At 70.2% G+C, this 16,527-nt stretch carries 12 protein-coding genes and 1 tRNA gene; 6 read left to right on the top strand and 7 right to left on the bottom strand.

Going from position 1 to position 16,527, the window contains the following annotated elements; all coding sequences use genetic code 11:
* Positions 1-319: 319 nt before the first annotated feature.
* From BLP95_RS15555 to BLP95_RS15580, 6 genes are all read left to right on the top strand, one after another.
* Complete coding sequence (locus tag BLP95_RS15555) at positions 320-3,031, top strand: bifunctional diguanylate cyclase/phosphodiesterase (protein ID WP_089680930.1); 2,712 nt, start codon at positions 320-322, stop codon at positions 3,029-3,031.
* Entirely contained in the window at positions 3,028-4,071 is a 1,044-nt protein-coding gene (locus BLP95_RS15560; protein WP_089680932.1) for a GGDEF domain-containing protein, read from the top strand. Before BLP95_RS15555 ends, BLP95_RS15560 begins: the two co-directional genes overlap by 4 nt.
* Before the next feature lie 105 nt (positions 4,072-4,176).
* Positions 4,177-4,911 carry a helix-turn-helix domain-containing protein gene (locus BLP95_RS15565; RefSeq protein WP_089680933.1) on the top strand — a complete coding sequence of 245 codons (735 nt, stop codon included), beginning with the start codon at positions 4,177-4,179 and terminating at the stop codon, positions 4,909-4,911.
* A gap of 13 nt (positions 4,912-4,924) precedes the next feature.
* The gene (locus BLP95_RS15570; RefSeq protein ID WP_089680935.1) at positions 4,925-5,428 is read left to right on the top strand and encodes a hypothetical protein; all 504 of its coding nucleotides are present in this window, start codon (positions 4,925-4,927) and stop codon (positions 5,426-5,428) included.
* Between the two features lie 105 nt (positions 5,429-5,533).
* Positions 5,534-7,219, top strand: a complete 1,686-nt coding sequence (locus tag BLP95_RS15575) for a sensor domain-containing diguanylate cyclase (protein ID WP_089680937.1) — start codon at positions 5,534-5,536, stop codon at positions 7,217-7,219.
* Positions 7,219-9,624, top strand: coding sequence for an EAL domain-containing protein (locus tag BLP95_RS15580; protein ID WP_089680939.1), 2,406 nt, complete (start codon positions 7,219-7,221; stop codon positions 9,622-9,624). Before BLP95_RS15575 ends, BLP95_RS15580 begins: the two co-directional genes overlap by 1 nt.
* Before the next feature lie 28 nt (positions 9,625-9,652).
* Here the strand turns inward: BLP95_RS15580 and BLP95_RS15585 are convergent, their stop codons facing one another.
* The 7 genes from BLP95_RS15585 to BLP95_RS15615 form a co-directional block, all read right to left on the bottom strand.
* The gene (locus BLP95_RS15585; protein ID WP_089680941.1) at positions 9,653-12,364 is read right to left on the bottom strand and encodes a bifunctional diguanylate cyclase/phosphodiesterase; all 2,712 of its coding nucleotides are present in this window, start codon (positions 12,362-12,364) and stop codon (positions 9,653-9,655) included.
* An 87-nt stretch (positions 12,365-12,451) separates the two neighbouring features.
* Positions 12,452-12,955 (bottom strand): YiiD C-terminal domain-containing protein, encoded by a 504-nt coding sequence (locus tag BLP95_RS15590; protein WP_089680943.1) that lies wholly within the window; start codon positions 12,953-12,955, stop codon positions 12,452-12,454.
* Position 12,956: 1 nt separating this feature from the next.
* Positions 12,957-13,517, bottom strand: coding sequence for a nitroreductase family protein (locus tag BLP95_RS15595; RefSeq protein WP_089680945.1), 561 nt, complete (start codon positions 13,515-13,517; stop codon positions 12,957-12,959).
* Between the two features lie 88 nt (positions 13,518-13,605).
* Positions 13,606-14,439, bottom strand: coding sequence for an NADPH-dependent 7-cyano-7-deazaguanine reductase QueF (queF, locus tag BLP95_RS15600; RefSeq protein ID WP_089680947.1), 834 nt, complete (start codon positions 14,437-14,439; stop codon positions 13,606-13,608).
* On the bottom strand, positions 14,436-15,209 hold the full coding sequence (locus BLP95_RS15605; protein WP_089680950.1) for an ABC transporter permease: 774 nt from the start codon (positions 15,207-15,209) through the stop codon (positions 14,436-14,438). Before BLP95_RS15605 ends, queF begins: the two co-directional genes overlap by 4 nt.
* On the bottom strand, positions 15,206-16,183 hold the full coding sequence (locus tag BLP95_RS15610; protein WP_089680951.1) for an ABC transporter ATP-binding protein: 978 nt from the start codon (positions 16,181-16,183) through the stop codon (positions 15,206-15,208). The genes BLP95_RS15605 and BLP95_RS15610 overlap by 4 nt, the downstream gene beginning before the upstream one ends.
* Positions 16,184-16,434: 251 nt before the next feature.
* Positions 16,435-16,509: transfer RNA gene (locus tag BLP95_RS15615), tRNA-Gly, on the bottom strand.
* Positions 16,510-16,527 lie beyond the last annotated feature (18 nt).

A 16,527-nucleotide genomic window follows, 5' to 3' on the forward strand; every position in this document is an offset into this window, starting at 1 on the left:
GCAGCCATAACAATCAATTGTTTAGCAAGCGTACAATAAACCCGTGCTTGCCGAAGGTAAGACGCAAGCGGCGTCGGCGAAGGTTATCGCTACCCGCGTGGCTAGCTGAGCTACGACCAATGGACGATGCCGGCAGCGCCATCCACGGGCACTGACAGATAGACAAGACCGCCATTCGGCTATCGCCCAGGCCTCCATTGGTCGCTGGCCCATGCCGCAAAGGGGCACCGCCAGGGCGAAGTAAGCTTCACCTTGCTCTCTGTGCCGAAATGCTATGGTGGTCAGGTGCCCGGAGTGCCATTCGAACAAGGATGAAGCGATGCAAGCCCGCGTGACCGCCGAAGCCGCCTTCCGGCTACTGGCAGACGGGATGAGCCGTGCCACCGGCGAGACCTTCTTCGTCACCCTGGTGGCGAAGCTGGCGGAGATCCTCGATGTGGACCACGTGCTGGTGGCCCGGGTCGGCGACGACCATCGCGCGCATACCCTGGCGGTGTGGTCGCGGGGTGAGCCGGCACCCAACCTCAGCTACGACCTGGCCGGCACTCCCTGCGAGACGGTGGCAGGCCGGGAGGTCTGTCTCTATCCCGCAGGCGTGCAGCGGCGCTTTCCCGACGACGAGCTGCTGCAACGGCTCGGGGCGGAGGGCTACCTGGGCCTGCCACTCAATGCCCTGGACGGTCGACCGCTGGGCCTGCTGGCGGTGCTCAACAACCGCCCCATGCAGCCGGCGGGCCTGGAGTCCGAGATCCTGCATATCGCCGCGGCCCAGGCGAGCGCCCAGATCGAGCGCAGCCAGGCCAACCGGGCACTGCAGAGGAGCGAGGCGGTGGCCCGCGAGAGCGAGCGCCGCCTCGAGACGCTGCTCAACCACCTGCCCGGCATGGCCTACCGCTGCCTGAACGATACCGACTGGACCATGCTGGTGGTCAGCCAGGGCGCCGAGGCCCTGACCGGCTACCGGCCCGAGGCGCTGCTGCACAACCGCGAGGTGAGCTATGCGGCGCTGATCCATCCGCTGGACCGCGCGCGGGTGGAGGCCGCCGTCGAGGAGGGCATCGCCGCGCGCAGTCCCTTTCGGGTCGTCTACCGGCTGCGCACCGCCGACGGGCAGTGGCGCTGGATGCTGGAGCAGGGCCAGGCGCTCTACGACACCGAGGGTGAGGTGAAGGTGCTGGAAGGGTTCATCAGCGACATCACCGAGCAGCACGAGGCCCAGCGGGTGCAGGATGCCGTGGCGCGGGTGGCGGCGGCAATCACCACGCGCATCGGCGACGGCTACTTCCATCAGCTGGTGCGCCACCTGGTGGAGATCCTCGAGGCCGACGCGGGCTTCATCGCCACCTTCACCCAGCAGGGTGCCGCATGGCAGGAAGAGGCCTCGGTGGCGCCATGCCACCTCACCACCGTCAGCGCGGTGGGGGATGGCGAGGGCCTGGAGGAGCACGCCTTCAACCTGTCGACCTCGCCCTTCGCGGCGCTGATGACGACGCCGGAGTGTGCCGAGCAGGTGGACTCGCCGCTGCGCTGGCCGGGCCTGGCCACGCCGCAGGCGGCGTGGATCGGCCGGCGCCTGGACAACACTCAGGGTGAGCCGGTGGGCATCATCGTGGTGCTCTACCGGGCCCCCCCGGAGACCAACGGCTTCGCCTCCGCGGTGCTGCGCATTCTCTCCAGCGGTGCCGCCGCGGAGGTGGAGCGTCGTCAGGATCACCGGCGCATGCGCCAGCTCGCCTATTTCGACGGCACCACCGGGCTCGCCAACCGGGTGCGCTTCATGGAGGACCTGGCGGCGATGCGCGACGCCGCCGAGCGCGACCTCAAGCCGCTGGGCCTGCTGCTGCTGGACATCCGACGCTTCAAGGAGATCAACGACCTCCACGGCCATCAGCTGGGCGACAGCCTGCTGGCCACCCTGGCCCGACGCCTGCAGCGCTCGGTGGCGCCGGGCGAGGCGCTGGCGCGGCTCTCCGGCGATGAGTTCGCCCTGCTGGTTCCCGAGGCTACCCCGGAGCGCATCGAGCAGTGCGTCGCCCGCATGCGCGAGGTCATCGCCCGCCCCATCCATCTCGAGCACCACGCCTTCTCGCTGCGGGTTTCCATCGGCCTGGCAGGCTACCCACGCGATGCGCGAACGCCGGGGGAGCTGTTCAAGGCGGCCAGCATCGCGCTCTATCATGCCAAGCGCGAGGACGACGGGGTCTGCGCCTTCAGCGTCTCCATGCACCGCGCCCTGGAGCGTCGTCAGCAGATGACCGAGCGCCTCGGCGAGGCGATCCGCGAGGACCGCCTGGCACTGCACTACCAGCCCCAGATCGACCTGCGTACGGGCAGGTTGACCGGCGCCGAGGCGCTGTGCCGCTGGCAGGACGCGACCTGGGGCTGGGTCAGTCCCGGCGAGTTCATTCCCATGGCCGAGGAGCGCGGCCTGATCCGCGCGCTGGGAGACCGGGTACTGGAGCAGGCCACCCGCCAGCTGCTGGGCTGGGGCGAACAGGAGCTGACGCTGCCCGGTCGGCTCTCGCTCAACATCTCGGCGCAGCAGTTCGCCGACCCCCACCTGGCCGAGCATATCCAGCGCCTGACCGCCGGACTTTCCGCCACCGCCATCGCCCTGGAGCTTACCGAGAGCGACTTCATGCGCGACCCCGAGCAGGCGGTGACCATCACCCGGGCGCTGCGCAAGGCAGGCTTCACCCTGGCCATCGACGACTTCGGCACCGGCTACTCGTCGCTGGCCTACCTGCGACGCTTCTCGGCCCAGGCGCTCAAGATCGACATGTCCTTCGTCCGGCATATGCTGGCGAACCATCACGACCGCACCATCGTCGAAACCATCATCGCCATGGCCCAGGCGCTGGGCATGAAGACCGTGGCGGAAGGGGTCGAGACCGCCGAGCAGGTCGCGGCGCTCGCCGAGATGGGCTGCGACGAGGCCCAGGGCTACCACTTCGGCCGTCCGCTGCCGGCAGAGGCCTTCGCCGCGCAATGGCTGGAACAGGCACTCGACGATGCGCAGGAGCCGACATGAACGAAACAACCGATCCGCAGAGTCTGCTGCAGGCCCCGGTGTTCGGTGCGCGACTGGAGGCGGTGATTCGCCCGCTGTTGCGCCTGCTGGAGGAGGTCACCGGGCTGCACTCCACCTACTTCACCCTGATCGACGAGGCCGGCGGCGTGCAGCGGATCGTGTATGCCCGCAACAGCGGCAGCCTGGAGATTCCCGAGGGCCTGTCGGTGCCCTGGGAGGACACCCTCTGCCGCCGGGCGATCCTCGAGGGACGGCGCTACACCGCCGACGTGGCGAGCTGCTGGGGAGATTCCGAGGCGGCCAGGGCGCTGGGCCTCCAGACCTACCTCAGCGAGCCGATATGCCTGGGCGACGAGACGCTGCTGGGCACCCTGTGCGCGGCCAGCGACCAGGCCATCGAGGTGTCGGCGGAGGCGATGGAGACGCTGGACACCTTCGCCGAGCTGATCGCCCGCTACGTGGACAGCGAGCGCCTGTTGCGCCAGCTGGTCAGCGAGAACCGCACCCTGGCCCAGCACGCCAACACCGACCCGCTGACCGGCATCGCCAACCGCCGCGCCCTGCTCCAGGAGCTGACCCGGCGCCTCGGCGAGGCGGCCAGTGCCGGCGCTCGCCTGCACGTGGCCTTCATCGACCTCGACGGCTTCAAGGAGATCAACGACACCCACGGCCACGATGCGGGAGACCGCTTCCTGATCGAGATGGCACGCCGCCTGGAGAGCAACTGCCGGCCGGACGACCTGGTGGCCCGCTTCGGCGGCGACGAGTTCGTGGTCGTGCGCCATGCCGGCGAACCCTCCGAGGCCGAGCGCCACGCCTTCAAGGCGGCGCTGGAGGCGCTGACCGCCGGCGAGTTCCGGGTCTGCGGCGAGATCATCCCCTACACCGGGGCCAGCGTCGGCGTGATCACCTCGACGCCGAGCGACACCGACGCCATGACGCTGCTGCAGCTCTCGGACGCCGAAATGTACACGCGCAAGCGGGCCCGCAAGGGGGATAGCGATGCCCCCCTTCCGGCCGCCCCACGCACTGACGGGTGAGGCCCCGGCCTGGACGCACCTCATGGCATCCGCCTATTAAATTTCGCTTCGGTGGACTAGGCTGACTCGGGTCAAGGTTCGATCGGCAACCTCCAAGGATGAAAGATGACCGCCAGCGAACAGGTTCCCGGCACCCGGACGCCAGGGACCCATTGTGACGCCTGCAGCCTGCACGGCGTGTGCCTGACCCACGACCTGCCCGAGGAGACGCAGGCGAGCCTGGATGCCCTGCTCGACCAGCCCCGCCCGCTCAAGCGCGGACAGGCGCTGGTGACCCAGGGCGAGCCCTTCGACACCCTCTACCTGGTCCGCAGCGGCAGCCTTAAGCAGGTGGCGCGCCCCCTCGGTCACGAGGCCGAGCACGTGGTGGGCTTCTACCTGCCCGGGGAGGCGGTGGGTCTCGAGGCGATCGGCGAGCGCACCTGCCCCGCCTCGGTGGTCGCCCTGGAGACCGCCTTCGTCTGCGCCCTGCCCTACGCCCGACTGCGCGAGCTCTGCCAGCACAACACTACCCTCAACGAATCGCTGCTGCGCCATATGAGCCGCGAGCTGCGCAGCGAGCAGCGCCAGCTCTGCCTGCTCTCGGGGCGCACCGCCGAGCAGCGCCTGGCCGGTTTCCTGCTGGGCCTCTCCGAGCGCTTCCATCAGCGCGGCTGCAGCCGCTACCGCTTCCAGCTGGCCATGTCACGCGGTGACATCGGCAGCCACCTGGGCCTGGCCCTGGAAACGGTAAGCCGGGTGCTGGGGCGCTTCCAGCGCCAGGGGCTGGTGCAGGTGGCCAACCGCGAACTGACCCTGCTGTCCCTGGAGGGGCTGCACGCCATTCTCGAGGAGCGCTGAGGGAGCAACGCCCATGCATGTGGATACCCCGCGTCATATCCTGCACCTGGCCAGCCTGGCCGAACTCGCCGGCGGCAACGACGCCGCCTTCCGCCTGCGCCTGCGGCGCGAGACGGCGTGCTTCCATTACGAGCTGCGCGACCTCGAACCCGAGACGCTGCTGATCGAGGATGCCGCCGCCTTCATGAGCGCGATCAGCGGCCTGCTGATCGGCGAGGAGGAGGCCCGGGCGCTGCTGACCCTCTACCCCACGGCGCGCATCCGCCTGGCCGCCTATCGCGACACCGCCGATCTGGAGGTACGCGAGGCGCTCGCCTTCTGCGTGGCCCACTTCTTCCTCGGCTGCCGCTGGCCCAGCGTCCATGACCGCCTCGACCACGACGCCTTCCTGGCCCTGCTGCGTGACCAGGCCCGACTGGCCGGCTGGCGCTGCGCCCCACCCGCCACGGTAAACTTCCTGCTCGACGGTGCCGGCCAGGACGCCCGGCGCGAGGCCGGCACACACGCCTCGCGTTGACAGCCTCCTTCCCAGCGCTGAAACCTCGTCGCGGCAGAGCGGTTAAGCTGGGAGCATGCCGCGCCGCCGCCACGCCGGCGCGGGTGGAGAACGAAGGAGAACGCCGTGAGCCTGAAACTGCGCTTCCTGCTGGTGGCGGCGGCCCTGATGCTGGGCGCCTCGCTGCTGGCCTGGTTCAGCTTCCAGTACATGGCGGAGCGGATCGTCGAGCAGTGGGGGCGCCGCGTGGCCGAGGTGCAGGTGCAGTACGACAGCGCCCGCCTGCTGCAGCCGCTGGAGCGCGAGATCGCCCTCGCCCACCAGTTCGCCAACTCCCAGGTGCTCAGGCGCTGGGCGGAGAACCCGGATGCGCCCCTGCTGCGCGCCCAGGCGATCAGCGAGATGGAGAGCTTCCGACGCAACTTCATCGACCGCAACTACTTCGTCGCCCTGCGCAGTAACGGCGCCTACTACCACAACAACGCCGAGAACGACTTCGGCGATGACCCGCTGCGCTACTACCTGCGCGAGAGCCGCCCCGCGGATGCCTGGTTCTACCAGCTGATCGAGGAGGGGCGCGACTTCCACCTCAACGTCAACCCCGACGTGGAGCTCGGCATCACCCAGCTGTGGATCGACGTGCTGATGCGCGACGCCGAGGGCGAGATCCTCGGCGTGGTGGGCACCGGCATCGCCCTGGAGAACATCCTCGAGCAGATCGTCGACATCGACCAGCGCGGCATCACCACCCTGTTCGCCGACGTCAACGGCGCCATCCAGCTCTACCGCGACCCGCGCTTCATCGACTTCGCCAGCTTCGTCAAGCCGGAGGGGCAGAAGCGCACCCTCGACCTGCTCTTCGACCTGCCCGCCGACGGCGAGCGGGTGATGGAGCGCATGCGCCGGCTGCGCGACGCCCCGCTGGAGCAGCCCAGCGTGATCACCGACTTCGTCACCGTGGATGGCCAGCGCCACCTGGCCGGCATCGCCTACCTGGCCAGCATCGGCTGGTTCGAGATCACCCTGCTCGACCTCGACGAGGTGATGCCGGTGGCCAGCTTCGCCCCGGCCCTGGGCCTGCTGATCGCCTTCCTGCTGGTGGCGCTGCTGCTCTTCTACTGGGTGCTGCATCGCCAGCTGCTGAGCCCCATGGCCGCGCTGCGCCAGGCCATGGGCGCCCTGCGCGAGGGACGCCGCGAGGTGCACCTGCCCCGCGGCAGCGGCGAGATGGGGCAACTGATCCGCCACTTCGGGGACATGGCCGACGAGGTCACCCGCCACACCGAGGCGCTGGAGGCCAAGGTGCGCGAGCGCACCGAGGAGCTGGAGCGCCTGGCCCGGGTCGACGTGCTCACCGGCCTGCTCAACCGGCGCGGCATGACCCTGCTGCTGGAGGAGCAGACCGCGCGGGCGGCCCGCGACAACCTCGCCTTCGGCCTGATCTGGCTCGACCTGGACCGTTTCAAGGAGATCAACGACGGCGCGGGCCATGCCGCCGGCGACCAGGCGCTGTGCGAGGTGGCGCGGGTGCTGGAGGCCGGCCTGCGCCGCTACGACCACGCGGCTCGCTGGGGCGGCGACGAGTTCCTGGTGCTGCTGACCCCCTGCGAGGTCGACGAGCTCACCGCCATCGCCCACCGCCTGCGCCGCGAGATCGCCGAGCAGGCCCACTACCCGGGTGGCGGCGTCACCGTCAGCGTGGGCGCCTGCCTGGCGCAGCCCGGCGAGCCCCTGGGCAACGCCCTGCAGCGTGCCGACGAGGCGCTCTACCGCGCCAAGGAGAGCGGTCGCGACCGCCTGGTGGTGGCCTGATGCCCCGGGGCCTGCGTCGACTCGCCTGCTGGGCCGCGCCCTGGCTGCTGCTGGCCGGCAGCCTGGGGTCGGGCGCCCAGGCCCAGCCCGCCGCCGAGGCCGCAAGCGACACCATCCAGGTGCTCGCCTCCTACCACCGCGGCAGCCCCTGGTCCGACGAGCTGGTCGAGCGCATCCAGCAGGCGGTGACCCAGCTCGACTGGGCGCATGGCATGGCCGTGGACTACCTGGATGCCCGCCGCCTGGGCATCGAGACCGCCTTCGACATCGAGCGCCGCCGCCTGGCCGAGCGGCGTGCCGTGGCCCCCGCCGAGCGGCTGCTGCTGATCGACGACGCCGCCCTGCGCTTCTACCTGCGCCACCCCGCGGCCCTGGACCACCCCACCCGGGTGGTGGCGATCGGCATCAACGACCCCGAGCTGCTCGCCCGGGCCATCGAGCGCGGCGTGCGCGTGATCGTCACCCGCAGCGTGGAGCGCCAGTCGCTGGCCTTCCTGCGGGCGCTCTTCGGCGAGCCGCTGTCGCTGCTGGTGCTGGGTGACGAACAGGGCAGCGGGCGCTACCTGACCCGGCACTTCCTCGACAGCATCGCCGAGGAGGCGGGGATCAGGGCCGCCCGGGTGCTGTGGGAGTGGCGCCCGGAGAGCGTGCTGGCCGCCCTCGAGCGCCTGCCGGCGGATACCCGCGTCTACCTCGTGGAGGGCCACACCACCGGTGCCCAGGACCTCTATCCCGGCTCCCGGGAGTGGCTGGAGCGGCTCGCCGAGCGCGGCGTGCGGGTGTTCTGCCACCTCCCCTACCAGGTGTCGCTGGGGTGCGCCGGAGGCGCCCTGCTCGACACCCGGCGCCTGGGACGGCTGGCGGTGGAGTCGCTGATCAGCCCCGCCTTCGAGGCCCTGCCGGCCATCCAGGAGGTCGGGGCGGGGCGCTACGCACTGCACGCCAGCTTCCATCGCCAGGCCCCCGAGGCCTACCGCGACACCATCGAGTGGCTGGCGGTGGAGGGCACCATCGCCAACGCCGACAGCCGGATCTCGCTGCTGGTCCGCGGGGGTGGCGCGGTCACCGCCGTGCTGCTCGCGGCGCTGCTGCTGATGGGGCTGTCGCGGCGCCGCGCCAGGCGCGCCCAGCGCCGGCTGGCCATCGACCCGGGCAGCGGCCTGCCGACGCGCCAGGTGCTGGAGAACGAACTGCCCGGGCTGTGCCGTCGCCACGCCGGCGGCTGGCTGTTCGCGCTGGTCTCGCCGGGGCTGCGTGACTACCGCCAGCACCTCGGCCTGCCCGCCGCCCAGGCGCTGTTCCGGGAACAGCTTGCCACCCTGCGCAGGCTGCTGCCCCGCGCGGGCCGGCTCTACCTCAACGCCGACCTGGGGGTGATCGGCTTCCTGCCGCTCCACGATCGCGACCAGGTCGAGCCCCTGGTCGACCGCATGCTCACCTCGCTGGGGCATGCCAGCGACGAGGGCGGCATACGCCGCCTGGCCTGGTACGCCAGCCTGCTGCGCCTGCCGGGCAGCGAGGCGGACTTCCCTCAGTGCCGCGCGGCCCTGGACGACGGGCTGTTTCGCCTCGAGCGCCAGGGCTGGCGGCAGCCACTGATCCGGGTCGAGCCGCTCGACCGGGAGCGTGCCACCCGCTTCCGCCAGCTCTCCGATGCCCTCGAGGAGCTGATCGACGACCCCGGCCGCGAATGGCGGCTGGTGCTGCAGCCCAAGGTGGCCGCGGCCGACGGCGAGCTGCGCGGCGCCGAGGTGCTGCTGCGCTGGCATCACCCGGTGCTGGGCGAGATCTCTCCCGGCGAGTTCCTGCCGGTGGCGGAGATCCTCGGGCTGGCCTCGCGGCTGGACCACTGGGTGATGGAGGAGAGCCTCACCTGGCTGGCCGCCGCCAGGCCACGGCTGACAGGGCTCGGCAGCCTGGCCATCAACGTCAAACTGGCGACCCTGGCCGAGGCGGCCTTCCGGCGCCGCCTGCTGGAACGGCTGCAGGCCCTGGCGCTGCCGGCGTCGATGATCGAGCTGGAGGTCACCGAACACTCCGACTTCCGTGACCTGGAGGCGGTGGAGCGACACATGAACGACCTGCGGGCCCACGGCGTGCGCCTGGCGCTGGACGACTTCGGCACCGGCAACACCTCCTTCCAGCTGATCCAGCGTCTGCCCTTCACGGCGATCAAGATGGACCGCAGTCTACTGCTGGGCGCCGACCGCTATCCCCGGGCCCGGGAAGCCTATGCCGCCATGGTGCAGTTCTCCCGGCACCTGGGGCTGGCGGTGGTGGCCGAAGGGGTCGAGGAACCGGAGCAGGCCGAGTGGCTACGCTCGCTGGGTATCGACGAGGTGCAGGGCTTCCTGTTCGCCCGGCCGCTGGAACCCGCAGTGATGCTGTCGCGCTACGGCCGCTGACTCGCCGCCGCCATCGGCCGGGACGGCGTCAGCTCGGAAGCCCCGGCAGGGGCTCCTTCCCGCTCACCAGCGGCGCCGGCCGCGCGAAGAGGTAGCCCTGGAAGTGGCGGCAACCGTGATCGCGTAGCCAGGCCGCCTGGGCCTCGGTCTCCACCCCCTCGGCGGTGACCGACAGCGAGAGCCGGTCGGCCAGGGCGATGATGGTCTCGACGATGGCGGCGTCGGCGGGGCTCGCCAACAGGTCGCGCACGAAGCTCTGGTCGATCTTGAGCTCGTCCAGGGGCAGGCGCTTGAGGTAGCTCAGCGACGAGTAGCCGGTGCCGAAGTCGTCCAGGGCGAAACGCACCCCCAGCGCGCTGAGCGCCAGCATGGTCTCGCGGGCCAGCTTCGGGTCCTGCAGGAACAGCGACTCGGTCACCTCCAGCACCAGCCGCCGCGGGTCGGCGCCGGTGGCGGCGAGGATCTCGCGAACCCCGTCGACGAAGCCCGCCTCGCGGAACTGTACCGGGCTGACATTCACCGAGATGGTCAGCTCGCATCGCGCCGGCTGGTCAGCCCAATGCGCCAGCTGGTGGCAGGCCTGCTCCAGCACCCAATTGCCGATGGCCACGATGCGCCCGCCCTCCTCGGCCAGGGGGATGAACACCCCCGGCGAGACCATGCCGCGCACCGGATGCTCCCAGCGCAGCAGCGCCTCCAGTCCCACGGTGACCCCCGCGGCATCACCCTGGGGCTGATAGAAGAGGCGCAGCTGGTCGGCGTCGAGGGCGCGCTCTAGGTCCGCCTCCAGGTGAGCGCGCTCGATCACCTGGGTCTGCATGGCGCGGTCGAAGAAGCGCAGCGCCGCCCCGCCCTCCCGCTTGGCCTCGTACATGGCGAGCTCCGCCTGCTGGATCGCCTCGGCGGCGTCCAGCTCGTCGTCGTGGAACAGCGCGATGCCGATGCTGGCCGAGAGGGGGAGGGTCACGTCTTCGCCGCCGGCCAGGCGCGCCACCTCGTGAAGCAGCTTGTCGCCCAGCCGCTCGGCGCCGCGGGCGGCTTGGGCCGGCTCATCACCCAGATCCTGGACCAGCAGGGCGAACTGGTCGCCGCCCCAGCGCGCCAGGGTGTCGCTCTCGCGCAGGCGACCGCGCAGCCCCTCCGCCAGGTGACGCAGCAGGGTGTCGCCGCGGGCGTGGCCCAGGGTGCTGTTGTAGGCCTTGAAGTTGTCCAGCCCCACCAGCAGCAGGGCGGCGTAGTGGTCCCGCCGCCGTGTGTACTTGATCACCTCGCCCAGGCGATCGATCAGCAGGCGGCGATTGGGCAGGCCGGTCAAGGGGTCGTAGAAGGCCAGGCGCTGGATGGTGCACTCCGCCGCCTTGGTCGCGGAGAGGTCGGTGAGGGTGGCGACATAGTGCAGGACCCCACCGTGGTCGTCGTGGATGGCGCTGATGGTCAGCCACTGGGGGTAGACCTCGCCGCTCTTGCGACGATTCCACACCTCGCCCTGCCAGCTGCCCTCGGCGGCGATGGTCTGCCACATCTCCCGATAGAAGGCCGCATCGTGACGGCCCGAGGCCCACATGCGGGGGTTCTGGCCGATGACCTCCGCGGCGGTGAAGCCGGTGATACGGCTGAAGGTACGGTTGGCGCGCAGCACCCGCCCACGGGCATCGGTGATGAACATGCCGAGGTGGGTATCGAAGGCCATGGCGGCGATCTTGAGCTCCGCGGCGCTCTCCTCCAGGCGCCGCTGGGCCGCGGCGCGGCGGCTCGCCTCCTCGCGCAGGCGGCGCTTGGTGGCCAGCAGGCTCAGGTGGCGGCGCAGAGCGACGAACCCCACCAGGGCGAGGAACCCCCAGCCGGCGGCAAGCATCGCCAGCTGCTGCCACCAGGGCGCCAGCACCTGGCGCAGGTCGCGGCCGGCCACCACCAGGTAGGGGGCGCCCTCCAGGCGACGGGCCGAGAACAGGCGCGGGGTGCCGTCCAGCGGCGAGGCGAACGTCAGGCCGTCGAGGCTCTCCTCCCGGGCCAGGGCCTCACGCAGCTGTTCGGCGTCCACCGGCAGCCCGACGTTTGCTCCCGGCACCCGCGGGAAGCGCCCCACCAGGGTCAGGGTCTCGTCCCGCAGTGCCAGGCTGTCGCCCAGCGGGAAGGTCTCCCGGGCAAGCCCGGCATCGAGGTACCTCAGGTCGAGCTCGGCCAGCATGACACCCCGCTCCTGCCCCGTGCGGTCAAGCAGGCGCCGCAGGTGCACCGCCCGCGGCGGCCGGTCGCCGAGCACGCCGGAGACATGGTGCAGACGCCGCGGAGTGCTGCGCATGGCCGCGAGGGACGGCCCGGCTTGCGCCAGCAGCTCGGCCAGCCCTTGCTTGCGTGACGCGGCCAGCGGCTCGCCCCGGGGCGAGAGCAGCACCAGTCGACTGACCACCTGGGTGAAGCCGACACGCCGGGCGAGCTTCTCCGGCAGCGCCTCGAGTGCCGCGGGTGAGCCGCTGGTGAGCGCCTCCAGGGCCAACTGGCCGGTCCCCGACAGCACCATGCGGGACTGGTAGAAGCTCGCCTCCGCCCACTCGCGTACCATCTCGGCGGCGGCGGCGGCATGGCGCGTCTCGGCGGCGATCAACTGCTGGCGCCGCTCGGCCAGGGACCAGCCCATCGCCAGGGCGGTGACCGCCAGCACGGCAAGGTAGAGCAGCAGCGCCCGGCGCCGCAGCACCCGCAGCGGGGCGTCGTCGGAGGAGGCCAGGGAGGATGACAACAGGATTACCCCAGGATGAACCGGGGGAGAAGCTTGTCACAGATCATGAAAGTTTCACAATGGGTTATAAAAACAACATGATCTGAATCAAGTCTCTGGCAATACCGCATAGTCGCCGCGGGCTTCCAGGCAGAGGGTATCGCCGCACCACAGGCGCTGAACGAGACTGATGCGCCCGCGCCCCTTGTCGGCCAGGCGGGCGGCGAGGCGTTCGGGCCCCGCGGCCTCCTCGGGCAGGCACTCCAGGCGATAGTCGCCGGTCACCGGGGCGAGGAAGCGCTGGGTCGCCTCGGCCACGACGACGTCGCGGGAGAGCCCGCGACGGCGCAGCCATAGGGTGGTCCAGCACCACCCCAGCAGGGTGGTCTGGGCGGCCAGCGCCCCGCCGAAGCCGGTGCCCTTGTCGTTGAGGCTGGGGGTGAGGGCCAGCGACCAGTGGAGGGCGTCGCCGTCGCGGTACATCTCGCGGATGCCGAGATGCGCCACCGTGGGGATCGCCTGGCCGAGCCAGGCCAGGAAGGCCGCAGGGTCGTCCTCGCTGCCGGGGGACGGCAGCGGGAGTCGCGGATGGGGAATGCCGACCTCGCGCATCTCAGCGCCAGCGCTCCACGAAGGATCCGATATCGTGTTCCGGCAGCGGCTTGTGGCGCCCGCCGAGACGGCCCAGGTAGATGAAGGCGACCACCTCGTCCTCCTCCTCGAGGCCCAGCCCCTTGCGCACCACCGGGTCGAAGGCGTACTTGCCGCTTCGCCACATGGCGCCGAGGCCCAGGGCGTGGGCGGCGAGCAGGATGGCGTGGGCGGCGCAGCCGGCGGAGATCACCTGCTCCATCTTCGGCACCTTGGGCACGTCCGGGGTGACCCGGGCGATCACCGCGATCACCATGGGGGCGCGCAGGGGTTTCTTGCGCGCGGCATCCAGGGCGGCGTCGCCGACGTGGGGGTCCTCGCGATAGTCCGCCTCGGCGAACAGCTCGCCCAGGCGCTCGCGCCCCTCGCCGGAGAACTCGATGAAGCGCCAGGGGCGCAGCTCCTTGTGGTCCGGCGCCCGCAGCGCCGCCCGATAGATGGCCTCGAGCTCCTCGGGGCTCGGCGCCGGCCCCATCAGCTTGCCCATGGAGCTGCGCTCGTGCAGCAGCGTCATCGCATCCATCGCTGTCTCTCCCTTGGCTGTCGTCCCACGAGAATCTTTCTCGTCACTCTACCAGTGCGCCGGCCAGCTGTCGTCGCCTCGCCGGCCGCTACTGGCGGGCCAGGCGCAGCGGCTCCGGCGGGCGCTCGCCCAGGGTGGCGCGCCAGGGACTGATGTCCAGACCGCCACGGCGCACGTAGCGCGCCAGCACCAGCAGCCGCTCGGGCCGGGCACGGGCCATCAGGTCCATGAAGATATGCTCCACGCAGTGCTCGTGGAAGTCCTGGTGCTGGCGATAGCCCACCAGGTAGCGCAGCAACACCTCGCGGTCGAGGCGCGGTCCGCGGTAGCGGATCAGCACGCTGCCCCAGTCGGGCTGGCCGGTGACCGGGCAGTTGGACTTGAGCAGGTGGGAGTGGAGGGTCTCCTCCACCACCTCGTCGCCGACACGCAGGTGTTCGACACTCGGGGTGTAGTCGTCGATGGCGATATCCAGGTCGTCCAAGCACTCGCCGGGCAGCCGGCGCGGCGCGAGCGCCTCGTCGTCGACCGCGAAGAGCGCCACCGACACCGTGGCCCCGGCGGCCCGCGACAGGTCCCGCTCCAGGGTCTCGATGACCGCCTGACGGCTGGCAAAGCGGCTCTGGTTGAAGCCGTTGAGGTAGAGCTTCCAGGACTTGGACTCGATCAGGTAGGGCGACGCCGCCGGCAGGCGGAAGCGCGCCACGGCCACCACCGGCTTGCCGCGGGCGTTGAGCCAGCTGACCTCGAAGGCGTGCCACTCGTCCTCGCCGACGAAGGGCAGCGCGCCCTCCTCGATGCCCAGCGGCGCGCGGTTGGCGGCGCGGGGGATGGGATAGAGCAGCCCGACATCGTAGCGCTCGGGGTAGGCGGACTCGCGCCCCAGGGGGGCGTCGGCGAGGGTCTCGGGACGCCGGCTCATGAGCGGATCCCCTGGCCACGCTCCAGCATGCGCAGGGCGACGGTGAAGAGCACCGCGATGAAGCCGAGGATGGCGGCCAGCGCCCAGGCCACCGGGATGTCCGAGACGCCCAGGAAGCCGTAGCGGAAGACGTTGACCATGTAGAGGATGGGGTTGAGCATCGACACCCCCTGCCAGAACGCCGGCAGCAGCGAGATGGAGTAGAAGACCCCGCCCAGGTAGGTCAGCGGCGTCAGGATGAAGGTCGGCACGATGGAGATGTCGTCGAACTTCTTGCCCAACAGGGCGTTGATGAAGCCGCCGATGGCGAACAGCGCCGCGGTCATCACCACCACCAGCAGGGTCAGCACCGGGTGGGCCACCTCGAGACGGGTGAAGAACAGCGACACGATGGTGACGATCAGCCCCACGCCGAGGCCGCGGGCCATGCCGCCCAGCACGAAGCCGGAGAGGATCACCCAGCTCGGCATCGGCGACACCATCATCTCCTCCACGCTGCGCTGGAACTTGTTGGAGAAGAAGGAGGAGGCGACGTTGGAGTAGCTGTTGGTGATCACCGCCATCATGATCAGCCCGGGGACGATGAAGTCCATGTAGCTGTAGCCGTCCATCTCGCCGATGCGCGAGCCGATCAGGTTGCCGAAGATGATGAAGTACATGGTCATGGTGATCGACGGCGGCAGCAGGGTCTGCGGCCAGATGCGCGTGAAGCGCTTGATCTCCTTGACCACCAGGGTCCACAGGGCGATGGCGATCTGACGAGGGTTCATGCGCGCGCCTCCTTGTCCTTGCCCTTGTCTTCGGCGGCCCGGTCCAGGGCCTGGTTGCCCTGCTCCACCATGGAGACGAACATCTCCTCCAGGCGGTTGGCGCGGTTGCGCATGGAGACCACCTGGATGCCGCGTGCCGAGAGCGCCTCGAAGACGTCGTTGAGCCGCTGGCCGCGATGCACCACCACCGCCAGCTGGGCGGGCTCCGGCTGGCTGAGCTCGAAGCCCTCGACCTCGGGGGTGGCCTCCACGGGATGGGCCAGGTCGAGCAGGAAGGTCTCGGTATCCAGCTCCATCAGCAGGTCGCGCACGCTGGTGTTACGGATGATCTCCCCGTGGTTGATGATCGCCACGTTGCGGCAGAGGCTCTCCGCCTCCTCCAGGTAGTGGGTGGTGAGGATGATGGTGGTGCCCTCCTCGCGGTTGATGCGGCGCATGTACTCCCACATGCTGCGGCGCAGCTCGATGTCCACGCCGGCGGTAGGCTCGTCGAGGATCAGCAGCTTCGGGCGGTGCATCAGCGCCCGGGCGATCATCAGCCGGCGCTTCATGCCGCCGGAGAGCATCCGGGCGCTGCCATTGCGCTTGTCCCACAGCCCCAGGTCACGCAGCAGCTCCTCGGCGCGGGGCAGCGCCTGGCGCCGCGACATGCCGTAGTAGCCCGCCTGGGCCAGCACGATGTCGAGCACCTTCTCGAACTGGTTGAAGTTGAACTCCTGGGGCACCACGCCGAGGTGGTACTTGGCGCGGGCGAAGTCGTGGTCGATGTCGATGCCGAAGATCGACACCCGTCCGGCGCTCTTCTGCACCAGCGACGACACCACCCCCAGGGTGGTGGACTTGCCGGCACCATTGGGGCCCAGCAGCGCAAAGAAGTCCCCTTCGGCGACGTCGAGATCGATGCCCTTGAGGGCCTGGAAGCCATTGCCGTAGACCTTGGTCAGGCCACGGATGGACAGAGCCGGTTCGGCCATGCGCAATCCTTGGAACGGTTCGGGGTTCGGTGCGGGCATGCCGCAAAGGCATGACGATATGGGGACGAAGCCGCCAGAGTTCAAGCCACCGAGGGTCACACCCGGATCTCAGGCACGCGAAATGGCCTGCATACCGGCAGACTGCATCGATATCGAATAGGGGGAAGGGACCGAATGGAGCGGGAAGGAGATTCGACCGGGCTGGCGATCCAGCTCCTGACGCGAGCCTTGGCCTATTGCAGGTGACCGATTGGAGCGGGAAAGGAGATTCGAACTCCCGACCCTCGCCTTGGCAAGGCGATGCTCTACCACTGAGCTATTCCCGCTTTATCGGTGGTGCGGCG

This window comes from Halomonas shengliensis (genome assembly GCF_900104135.1).
Lineage (GTDB): Bacteria > Pseudomonadota > Gammaproteobacteria > Pseudomonadales > Halomonadaceae > Halomonas > Halomonas shengliensis.